Raw genomic sequence first — 1,255 nt, 5'->3', positions numbered from 1 at the left:
CGTCGGCCCCTCCTGACCGGCTTCGCCCGTTCTGTGGCCGTCCCCATCGGCCTTTGGGGGGGGCGAGTGGGGGAGGTGGGGGTCGACGCGGCGCGTAGGCCCTGACCTCGGCGCGGGAGAGGGGAATCCTCTACCGCCCCGGCGGATCAGTTCGTCGGCGAGGGCGGCGGTCAGGTAGCCGTCGGCGACGCGGCCGTTGGCGATCTGCCAGCGGCGCAGGGCGGCGCGGGTGTTGGAGCCGATCACGCCGTCGACGCCCTGGGTGTCGTAGCCCATGGCGGTCAGGGCGCGCTGGGCGCCGATGCGCTGGTCGCGCGACAGGGGCGCGTCGTCGGGCCAGGGGGTGGCGAGGCCCGGCTTGCCCTGGACGCCGTCGGCGGTCAGGCCGATGGCCAGGGCGTAGCTGACCGAGTTGTTGTACTCGCGGATGACGTAGTGGTTGGGCAGGGCCAGGAAGGCCGGGCCGCGGGCGCCCTGGGGCAGGAGGATCGTGGCGTTCTCGGCCGCCTCGGCGTCGTTGGGCGCGCCGCCGCGGGCCAGGGTCACCCCCTTGGAGGCCCAGTAGCGCCACGGATGGCGCGGACCCTCGGCTTCCGAATAGTCGAAGCCCGCGGGAAGGACGACCTCGTAGCCCCAGGTCTGGCCGCGCTTCCACCCGGCCTGGGCCAGCAAGTTCGCCGCAGACGCCAGGGCGTCGGCGTCCGAGCTCCAGATGTCGACCAGGCCGTCGCCGGTCTGATCGACGCCCAGGCGCAGGTAGTTGTCGGGCATGAACTGGGTCTGGCCCATCGCCCCGGCCCAGCTGCCCTTCAGACCGGCGCGGGCCCGGCGGCCGTCCACGACGATGTCGAGCGCGTTCTTCAGCTGCCCTTCGGCCCAGTCGCGGCGGCGGCGTCGTAGGCCAGGGTGGCCAGAGAGCGGATGACGTCGTAGTCGCCCTGGACCTGGCCGAAGGCGGATTCCTGAGCCCAGACGCCGACCAGGATCTCGGACGGGACGCCGTAGCGCTGGACCACGTTCCACGGCACGCGGTCGACGCGCTGGCGGGCCTGGGCGATGCGGGTGGCGGTGACGGCGTTCTGGACATAGGCGCCGGCCGGGCGGCTGAACTCGGGTTGATTGCGGTCCAGGCGGATGACCGAGGGGTCGGGCGTCAGGCCGGCCAGCTCGCGCTCGTACTGGGCGCGCCGGGCGCCGCCGTGGCGGGCGAGAAAGCCCTGCTTCCAGCCCTCAAAGCCGGCTTGATCCACCGCCG

General features: G+C 73.5%; 1 protein-coding gene and 1 pseudogene. Both read right to left on the bottom strand.

What is annotated here, in order from left to right; translation table 11 throughout:
* Positions 1-276: peptidoglycan-binding domain-containing protein (locus AC2W7C_RS18105; RefSeq protein ID WP_486002596.1), on the bottom strand; the 276-nt coding region annotated here is incomplete at its 3' end.
* 156 nt (positions 277-432) lie between these two features.
* Positions 433-1,250, bottom strand: a pseudogene (locus AC2W7C_RS18100) (lytic murein transglycosylase); the annotation flags it as partial.
* Positions 1,251-1,255: the final 5 nt, after the last annotated feature.

It is taken from the genome of Brevundimonas sp. CURTG3B2_SDJG (assembly GCF_057364705.1).
Note: the sequence above shows the minus strand (reverse complement) of the source record. Positions and strands in the feature narration are given on the sequence as shown.